This window comes from Synechococcus sp. WC101, assembly GCF_047461555.1.
In the GTDB taxonomy this organism is placed as follows: Bacteria; Cyanobacteriota; Cyanobacteriia; order Thermostichales; family Thermostichaceae; genus Thermostichus.
This window is the reverse complement of record NZ_JANSHG010000105.1, coordinates 1-9,195: the sequence shown is the minus strand read 5'-3', so window position 1 is coordinate 9,195 and position 9,195 is coordinate 1. Positions and strand designations below refer to the sequence as shown.

General features: G+C 58.4%; 8 protein-coding genes. 7 read left to right on the top strand and 1 reads right to left on the bottom strand.

Annotated elements, in window-relative coordinates; genetic code table 11:
* Both NW809_RS08345 and NW809_RS08340 read left to right on the top strand, forming a co-directional pair.
* The coding region (locus NW809_RS08345; RefSeq protein WP_414401928.1) for a GAF domain-containing protein at positions 1-1,752 on the top strand (1,752 nt) is incomplete at its 5' end.
* A 320-nt stretch (positions 1,753-2,072) separates the two neighbouring features.
* A complete protein-coding gene (locus tag NW809_RS08340) occupies positions 2,073-4,124 on the top strand; it encodes a prolyl oligopeptidase family serine peptidase (RefSeq protein WP_011431346.1) in 2,052 nt (683 codons plus the stop codon).
* On the opposite strand, the gene eno is transcribed toward NW809_RS08340, so the two are convergent.
* Positions 4,121-5,419, bottom strand: a complete 1,299-nt coding sequence (gene eno, locus NW809_RS08335; protein ID WP_414401927.1) for a phosphopyruvate hydratase — start codon at positions 5,417-5,419, stop codon at positions 4,121-4,123. The two genes, NW809_RS08340 and eno, sit on opposite strands and share 4 nt — an antisense overlap.
* Before the next feature lie 659 nt (positions 5,420-6,078).
* Here eno and NW809_RS08330 point away from each other — a divergent pair.
* The 5 genes from NW809_RS08330 to NW809_RS08310 form a co-directional block, all read left to right on the top strand.
* The gene (locus NW809_RS08330) at positions 6,079-6,513 is read left to right on the top strand and encodes an alpha/beta hydrolase (protein ID WP_240527803.1); all 435 of its coding nucleotides are present in this window, start codon (positions 6,079-6,081) and stop codon (positions 6,511-6,513) included.
* Between the two features lie 210 nt (positions 6,514-6,723).
* Positions 6,724-7,128, top strand: a complete 405-nt coding sequence (locus NW809_RS08325) for a universal stress protein (RefSeq protein ID WP_414347076.1) — start codon at positions 6,724-6,726, stop codon at positions 7,126-7,128.
* 156 nt (positions 7,129-7,284) lie between these two features.
* Entirely contained in the window at positions 7,285-7,644 is a 360-nt protein-coding gene (locus NW809_RS08320) for a ferredoxin-thioredoxin reductase catalytic domain-containing protein (RefSeq protein ID WP_414401926.1), read from the top strand.
* A gap of 113 nt (positions 7,645-7,757) precedes the next feature.
* A complete protein-coding gene (locus tag NW809_RS08315; protein ID WP_011431389.1) occupies positions 7,758-7,874 on the top strand; it encodes a photosystem II reaction center X protein in 117 nt (38 codons plus the stop codon).
* 82 nt (positions 7,875-7,956) lie between these two features.
* Positions 7,957-9,195 (top strand): glycosyltransferase (locus NW809_RS08310; RefSeq protein ID WP_414401925.1); only part of this gene is annotated, 1,239 nt, incomplete at its 3' end.

Below are 9,195 nucleotides of genomic sequence, written 5' to 3'. Positions count from 1 at the left end.
GAGCGGGAGCGACTACTAGGGGCTTTGCTGCGGCGGATCCGACAAGCTCTAGACCTGCCAGTTATTTTGCAAACAACCACTGCCGAGGTGCGGGAGTTTCTCCAGGTGGATCGGGTGATGATCTATCAGTTGCAGGAGGGGGCAGGGGGGTTTGTGGCCGCTGAGTCAGTGGTGGATCCCTGGCCTAGTCACTTGGGCCGCTACGTGTGGGATGAGTATTTCCACAAGGATCCCTGCCATCGCAAGTACCAGCAGGGCTTTGTACAAGCCATCGAAAATGTGGCGACCGCCAGTTTGGATCCCTGCTATCGGCAGCTCTTGGAATCTTTCCAGGCCCAGGCCAACTTGGTGATCCCAATCCGATGGGGTGAAGACCTTTGGGGCCTCTTGGTGGCGCAGCACTGCCAATCCAGCCGCCCGTGGCAGGAGTGGGAAATTGAGCTTTTGCAGAAGCTGACCGACCAGTTGGCTATCGCGTTGCAACAGGCTCAGTTGTACGAGCAGGTAAAAGCTCTAAAGCAAACGCTAGAAGAAAAAGTGCGGCAGCGCACTGCGGAGCTAGAGCGGGCTTTGCAATTTGAGGCTCTCCTAAGAAGCATTGCCAACCGCGTGCGCGATTCTCTCGACGAAGCTGAGATCCTCAGCGCCGCCGTGCGCGAGCTGGGAGAAAGTCTAGATGCCGATGGCTGCTACATCAGCCTTTACAACGCCGATTTCACCCTTGCCACCCTCCGCTACGAGCATTGCCCCCGCTCGAAGTCTTACCTAAATCTCTCTATACCTTTGCAGAGAGGCCCTTACGGAGACGTTCATCGACAACTGCTCAGGGGGCAGTCTTGTCTATTTTGCTTTTCAGGGAAAGCCCTGGAAAACCGCAAAGTAGTGATGGCTTGTCCCTTGCTAGATAAAGGCCAAGTCCTGGGGGATCTGTGGATCTTTCGATCGGCTCGGCGTCCTTTCGACGACCAGGAGATCCGACTTATCCAGCAGGTGGCCAACCAATGTGCCATTGGACTGCGCCAGGCGCGCTTGTTCCAAGCTGCCCAAGAGCAAGTGCAAGCTCTAGAGCGCCTCAACCAATTGAAAGACGACTTCATCAGCACCGTCAGCCACGAGCTGCGCACTCCCCTCACTAGCCTAAGGATGGCTCTCAAAATGCTGCAGATAGCTCCCTCTGAGGAGAAGCGAGCCCAATACCTGGCTATTGCCAAGCGGGAATGCCAGCGGGAAATCGAGCTCATCAACGACCTGCTGGATCTGCAGCGGCTACAAGCCGGGGCCTATGCCCTGAACATCCAAGCCCTCACCTGGCGGGAGCTGCTGGGGGATCTGCTGACGGTTACCCAAGAGCGGGCCCGCGCCAAGGGGCAAACTTTCCAAGCCAGCGTTCCCCTGGAGAGCTCCCTCACGACAGATCCCTTGCTCTTAGGGCGAATCCTGCGCGAGTTGCTGCACAATGCGGTGAAATACACCCCACCCCAGGGATCCATCCGCTTGCAGATCGAAACGGAAAATTGTCGAAGCCGCATCCAGGTCAGCAATAGTCAAGAGATCCCTGCCGAGGAGCTCACGCGCATCTTTGAGCGCTTTTACCGCATTCCCAGCAATGATCCTTGGAAGGAAGGGGGCACGGGTCTGGGCTTGGCCTTGGTGAAACAGATGGTGGATCAGTTGCGCGGATCCATCGAGGTCAGCAGCGCCGCCGGCTGGACAACCTTTACGCTTCACCTACCTCATCTGCCCCAACTTTGACACAAAAGGATAGCTTGGTAGCCCCGTACTTGAGTGCGGGGCGGAAAAGCCCTTGAGCCACTTTAGTTGCTTCTTTGTTATAGTTAGTACAGAGCTTCTCCAGGAAAACAACCTACTGCGGTGCAAAACCCGCGCGGCAATAACTAACCTAGAGGAACTTAAGTCCGAAGTAAGCAGAACTTTGAGGTTATGCCTCAAAGGACTGTCTAGGGGCGTCTTGACAGCGCCTTCGCGAGTCCATTTGGGTGGGAGTGTCAAATCCCACGCTGAGGTCTCAGGCTTCTGCCATAGTGGAATTGGTCTTTTGTTGCTCCGTCTCTATGCTCAACTACCCGCCCAGCCATCCGGATCCCACTGTTGTCGACTTCTACCATGGGCAAGCGGTGCCGGATCCCTATCGCTGGCTGGAGGATCTGGATTCTGAGCAGACGCGAGCTTGGATCGAGGCGCAAAACCGCCTAACTTTTGACTACTTGCAGCGGATCCCGGCCCGGCAGCGGCTTCTGGAGCGCCTGAGGCAACTGTGGAACTACGAAAAATACAGCCAGCCCTTCAAAGAGGGCAACCGCTACTTCTACTTCAAAAACGACGGCCTGCAAAACCAGAGCGTTCTCTATACCCAAGAAAGCCTGGAGGGAGAGGCGCGGGTTTTGCTAGATCCCAACACCCTCTCGGAAGACGGCACGGTGGCCCTCTCAGGGATTGCCATCAGCCGCGACGGGCGCTACCTGGCCTATGGTCTCTCCCGCTCCGGCTCCGACTGGCAGGAGTGGAAGGTGCGGGATATCGAAACGGGAGAAGACCTGCCGGATCACCTGCGCTGGATTAAATTCTCCGGGGCCAGCTGGACGCTGGACGGGCAGGGATTTTTCTACAGCCGCTACGACGAGCCGGCCCCTGGCAGCGAGTACGAAAGCGCCAACTACTTCCAAAAACTCTACTACCACCGCCTGGGCACCCCCCAGTCGGAAGATCTCTTGGTCTACCACCGCCCTGACCAAAAAGAGTGGGGCTTTGCCGGCGGGGTTACTGAAGATGGAGACTACCTAATCATCTCCGTCTGGCGGGGCACGGATCCCAAAAACCTCCTCTTCTACAAAGACCTGCGGGATCCCAGCTCGCCGGTGGTGGAGCTTATCCGCGAGTTCCAGGCCGAGTACGCCTTTGTCGGCAACGACGGCTCCCGCTTTTGGCTGTTGACGGACCTCCAGGCTCCCCGGCGGCGACTGGTGGCCATTGATCTCGACAACCCAGGTCAGTTGCAAGAGGTGATCCCCGAAGCCGAGGAGACCCTGCAGGGAGTTAGCCTAATCCACAACCAGTTCGTTGCCTTCTACCTCAAAGACGCCCACACCCAGATCCGGACCTTTGCTTTAGACGGCACCTACCTGGGGGAAATCCCCCTGCCGGGGCTGGGATCCGCCAGCGGCTTTGGCGGCAAGCGCCACGACACCGAGACCTTCTACACCTTCACCAGCTTTACCACTCCCCCCACCATCTACCGCTACGACTTCACCAGCGGCCGCAGCACCCTCTTCCGTCAGCCCCAGGTGGATTTCGATCCCCAGGCCTATGAGGTGCAGCAGGTGTTCTACGCCAGCCAAGACGGCACCCGCATCCCCATGTTCCTTGTCCACCGCCGCGGCCTAGCGCGGACAGGGGATCACCCCACCCTGCTGTACGGCTACGGCGGCTTTGGCATCTCTCTGACCCCCAGCTTTTCGGTGGGCCTGGTGGCCTGGCTGGAGATGGGAGGGGTTTACGCCCAGCCCAGTTTGCGCGGCGGCGGCGAATACGGGGAAGCCTGGCACCAAGCGGGCACCAAGCTCAACAAGCAAAAGGTCTTCGACGACTTCATTGCCGCGGCTGAGTGGCTCATGGCCAACGGCTACACCAACCCCTCCAAGTTGGCCATCGCCGGCGGCAGCAACGGCGGCCTCTTGGTGGGGGCCTGCCTGACCCAAAGGCCGGATCTCTTTGCAGCAGCCCTCCCCGCCGTGGGGGTGTTCGACATGCTGCGCTTTCATAAGTTCACCATCGGCTGGGCCTGGATCTCCGAGTACGGATCCCCGGAAGACCCGGAGGAATTCAAGGCCCTCTACGCCTACTCCCCCCTGCACAACCTCAAGCCCGGCACCGCCTACCCCGCCACCCTGATCACCACGGCAGATCACGACGACCGGGTGGTGCCCGCCCACAGCTTCAAGTTTGCCGCCGCCCTGCAGGCGGCCCAGGGGGGATCCCAGCCCATCCTCATTCGCATCGACACCAAAGCCGGCCACGGGGCCGGCAAGCCCACTGCCAAGCTCATCGAAGAGACCGCCGACCGCTGGGCCTTCTTGGTGCAGGTGCTGGGGATCCAAGCGGGCTAGCGACTCCGCGCCGGCAACCCCCTAGGCCCCAGGCCCACCCGACCGGCATAGACGGCCGCTTCCCCCAGCTCGTCTTCGATGCGCAGCAGTTGGTTGTACTTGGCGATGCGCTCGCTGCGGCAGAGGGATCCGGTTTTGATCTGGCCGGCGCGGGTGGCCACCGCCAGGTCGGCGATGGTGGTGTCTTCTGTCTCACCGGAGCGGTGGCTGATGAGGGTGCGAAAGCCCGCCTGAACGGCCAGTTGAATGGTCGAGACCGTCTCTGTCAGGGTGCCGATCTGGTTGAGCTTGATCAAAATGGCGTTGGCCACACCGCTGTCGATGCCTTTCTGCAGCCGGGCCGGGTTGGTTACAAACAGGTCGTCCCCCACCAGTTGCACCCGGGATCCCAAGCGGGCGGTCATGGCCTGCCAGCCGGCCCAATCTTCTTCCGCCAGCCCGTCTTCCAGGGAGAGGATGGGATAGTTGGCCAGCAGTTGCTCGTAGTAGTTCACCATCTGCTCGGCGCTGCGGGCTTTGCCCTCGAAGTGGTACTGCCCATCCTGCAGCAGCTCGTTGGCCGCCACGTCCAAGGCCAAGGCGATATCCTCCCCTGGCCTGTAGCCCGCCTGTTCAATAGCCGTCATCAATAGATCCAAAGCTGCGGCGTTGGAGTCGAGGTTGGGGGCAAATCCGCCTTCATCCCCCACCCCCGTGGACAGTCCCCTCTGCCGCAGCACTTGTTTTAGGGCTGCAAACACCTCGGCTCCGTAGCGCAGCGCCTCGCGAAAGCTGGGTGCTCCGATGGGCACGATCATAAATTCTTGAATATCGAGGTTGTTGTCGGCGTGGGCGCCGCCGTTGAGCACATTCATGAGCGGCGCCGGCAGCAGGTTGGCAAAGGGTCCGCCCAGGTACCTGTACAAAGGCAGGCCCACCGCATTGGCAGCCGCCTTAGCCGTGGCCAAAGAGACCGCCAAGATGGCGTTGGCTCCCAGTTGCGACTTGTTGGGGGTGCCATCCAGATCGATCATCAACTGGTCGATGCGGGCTTGGTTGAGGGCATCTTCCCCTCGCAGCTCCGACTGGATGGGGCCGAGGATGTTTTCCACTGCCCTCAGCACACCCTTGCCCCCGTAGCGCTTGGGATCCCCGTCCCGCAGCTCGTGGGCCTCAAAAGTGCCAGTCGAAGCGCCACTGGGCACCTGGGCCAAGCCGGTTGCCCCATTGGCTAGGCCCACCAAAGCTTCTAAGGTCGGCTGCCCCCGGGAGTCGAGGATCTCATGGGCGGTAATCCACTCGATGGCCGTTTCCACAGTTGCACCTCAGCAATTGGCTAGACAGTTCTGGCCGAAGCCAGATTGCCAATAGACTAGTGGATTTTTGCCCCCGGATCCCTTTGGCTTCCGGAAAACTTTAATGGGCACAGGCGGCACAGTTGCTTTCGGTCTGAGCTAGGAACAGGCAGGGAGTAGCTGAGAACATAAAGCCCTATCTCCGTCCACAGCTTCAGATGTCTCGACATCTCCTCTGGGCTCCTTACCCCTTGGCTGGGCCAACTCTGGCTTGATTGAAACTAATCTCAAGAAAAAAGAGATTTTTTATCGCTAGCTGCCACGGGATCCCTTGCTTAAACCCGGCCCTTCAGGAACAACTACCGCCTACGAAAGCCGCAGCCTGCGAAGTCAATCCAGCTTTTAACAAAACTTAACCCTAAGTATATTGATATCTTTTCTCAAGAAGCTTAGAGTAGACTACAGCTTAAAGTTGAGATTTACTATCAATAATTGGTTGTATGGCTCGAAAGGATGTGTCCGTGCGGCCAGAGGCAGCTCTGGGGCAAAGTCTCTGGCCTTTTCCTAAAAAAGCTTGTTTAGCAACGCAAAAGGAGCGGGGATGACAGCGACAACATTGAGGGCAAGAAGGGGGATCTAACTTGCAAAAGTAGATCCCCTAGCGGGCGGGCAACGCCCGTTTGACTGATCTTTTTGGCTGCTGGGGGCGCATGTGGCCCATGCAGCGAAAAATGTTTTGCTGTAGCCGAGAACAGCTCCTGGTGCGTATAGCCCAGAGCCTTCTGCCAGCTTCAGAACAGTGGCGAGCGCGCTCACTCTCCTATGCCCTGGCTAAAGATTTAGACACTTCCCCCATACCTCACTCCCTATTTCAGGTGGTAGCGATTCCAACCCAGAAAGTGTCGGTGCCGATGTTGGTTTGCGCCAGCGAGGATGACCCCATTGTGGATCCCGCTTCGCTCGAGAAGTGGGGAAACCACTTAAAGCCAGGGGATCAAATGTGGTTTTGCCCTGGGGGACGACAGTTTTTTCATTATTCTTTTCCAAGTTTGGTCAATCTGAAAATCATGGATTTTTGGCAGGAATTGCGTAAATTTCAGCCCAGCATGGCCTAAGGCGGCTGGAGTTTTGCGGGATGATGGGCATGGCCGCTCATCCCAACAGGAGAGGGGCTCCGTTTGCAGCCCAGGTCGAGCCCCTGACAATAGAAAAACGGGCAGGGGTGGAAGGAGGCCATTGAGCTTCCGGTAAAATTGATTGGTAGAATAGGGCCAGCCCCCGACGTGGATAGGGAAGGGGCGGGCTTAAGTGTGGGATCCGCGACTATGTTCGACAAACTGCTCTTTCCCATCGACAACTCGCGCGAAACTAGCCACGCCCTGCCCTTGGTGGCGGACATAGCGCAGCGCTACAAGAGCCAGGTCTATCTGCTCTCCGTCCTAGACAGCACGGACCTGAGCCCAGAGCAAGCCGAGCAAGCCCGCCAAAGTATCCACAACTTGCTCAAACAGGCTGAGGCTGGCCTCCAGCAGATTGGGATCCAAAACGTCAAGAGCGAGTATCGCGAGGGAAAAGTTCCCTTCGTCATCTGCGACGTGGCCGACGAGCTGGAGATTAGCCTAATCGTGATGGGATCCCGCGGCATCAGCCTAGCCGAAGGCCGGAAAAACGAATCCGTCAGCCACCGGGTCATCGACCTCTCCCCTTGCCCAGTGCTGGTAGTACCCTGAAGAGCAGGCCTTCTCTTTCCGGGGAGTTTGTTGAAGTTGTCTCAAAATGTTGCCTTGTGTAACAGCAAGGCCGTTTTTGTTCGTGTTGAACAGGAGTCTGCTGTACAACGAAGAGCGAGGTAGCCCGGATTACTGGTTACACCCCTGGGAATCGGTATGGAAAATCAAAGTCGTGGTTACAACAAGGCCTCGCAGAGAACCTTCGAGGTGATGCGGCATTTTGCAGAAACCTACGCCAAACGCACCGGCACTTTTTTCTGCTCTGATCCTACGATTACGACGGCAGTGATCGAAGGCTTGGCTCTCCACAAAGAGCAGTTGGGCGCTCCGCTCTGTCCCTGCCGCTTTTACGAAGACAAAGAGGCGGAAGTGAAAGCCGGCTATTGGAACTGCCCCTGCGTGCCAATGCGCGAGCGCAAAGAATGTCACTGTATGCTCTTCTTAACCCCAGACAACCCCTTTGCCGGCACCAGCCAAACCCTAGAGGAGGTGCCCCTGGAATACCAAACGAAATAATCGGCCAAGTGCCTGTCATTGGAGGGGACGATCGGGCGGGGAGGGGTGACAAAGATCGGTATAGTCAGAGAATAGCTGGGTAGTTGCTATTCGCAGGAGGAGGAAACTCTTTTATGACTCCCTCACTGGCTAATTTTCTCTGGAGCTTGGTGTACGGCGCAGTGGTGCTGGGGCTTCTCTTCGGCGCCATCGTCTTCGTCAGCCAAAGAGATAGGGTGCGTCGTCGCTGAGTCTCCTGCTCGCCAGGGCTTGTCTGCGGATTGCCCACCGCCCTTTATGATCTAAAGCTGATCTGGCGACATCCCGGGAGCGTTGACCCACCCCCTGCACTACTGGCGGCAAAAAAACCGCTACTACCACGAGGATCTGGAGCGGCTGCACCGCTTCTTCGTTCCCCCAGGCCTGCGCATTCTGGAAATCGGCTCCGGCACCGGATCCCTGCTCAACGCTTTGCAGCCCAGTTTTGGGGTGGGGATTGACTGGGACGCAGAGATTGTTGCCCAGGCGCAGAGGCAGTTTCCCCATCTTCACTTTCGGGTGCAGGATGCCCACACGCTGGACAAGCAGGATCCCATCTTAGCGGAGCCTTTTGACGTTATTTTGCTCGTCAACACCTTGGGCTACCTGGCAGACGTTCAGCAGGTTCTTGAGCGGCTGCGCCGTTTTTGTACCCCGCGCACTCGCCTGATCCTCTCGTACCACAACCCCCTCTGGGAGCCGCTGCTAAGCCTGGCGACCGTCCTCAAGCAGCGCATGCCCCTGCCGGCAGCCAACTGGCTCTCGGCAGGCGATGTGGCCAATTTGCTGCACCTAGCAGGGTACGAGGTCATTCAGCAGGGCAAGCGGCTGTTGTTGCCGCGGCGGATCCCACTGCTTTCGACGCTGATTAACCGCTTCATTGCCCCCTTGCCCGGGATCAACGCCCTCTGCCTGACGGAGTACACGATTGCCCGTCTCCAACCGGATCCCAACTGGGATCCCCCCCCTGAGAAACAGCCCTCTTGCACCGTGATCATTCCAGCTCGCAACGAAGCTGGCAACATTCGCCGCTGCGTGGAGCAGCTGCCCGAGATGGGATCCCGCACCGAGATCATTTTTGTAGAGGGGCATTCCAGCGACGACACCTGGGCTGAGATCCAGCGGGTTCAGGACGAATACCAGGGGATCCGCACCATCCAGGCTCTCCGGCAAGAGGGCAAAGGCAAGGGAGATGCGGTGCGCAAGGGGTTTGCCGCGGCCAGCGGCGATGTGCTGATCATTCTCGACGCCGACTTGACTGTCCAGGCGGAAGAGCTCCCCAAGTTTTTCCGCGCGGTGGCCTCCGGGCGGTGCGACTTTGCCAACGGCTGCCGCCTCGTCTATCCCCTGAAACCAGAAGCGATGCCGCGCCTCAACCAGTGGGCCAATCGTTTTTTTGCCGCTCTCCTCTCCCACATTCTCGGCATCCGCATCAAAGATTCCCTCTGCGGCACCAAGGCCCTGTGGCGGGAGGACTATTGGCAGATTGCCAAGCTGCGGCAAGAATGGGGGGATTTTGACCCGTTTGGGGAT

What these genes read in the sequence shown, in the direction of transcription:
- NW809_RS08320 (WP_414401926.1), top strand. Translation starts at nt 7,285, where the DNA reads ATGGAAAATCAAAGTCGTGGTTACAACAAGGCCTCGCAGAGAACCTTC.
- NW809_RS08315 (WP_011431389.1), top strand. Translation starts at nt 7,758, where the DNA reads ATGACTCCCTCACTGGCTAATTTTCTCTGGAGCTTGGTGTACGGCGCA.
- NW809_RS08325 (WP_414347076.1), top strand. Translation starts at nt 6,724, where the DNA reads ATGTTCGACAAACTGCTCTTTCCCATCGACAACTCGCGCGAAACTAGC.
- NW809_RS08340 (WP_011431346.1), top strand. Translation starts at nt 2,073, where the DNA reads ATGCTCAACTACCCGCCCAGCCATCCGGATCCCACTGTTGTCGACTTC.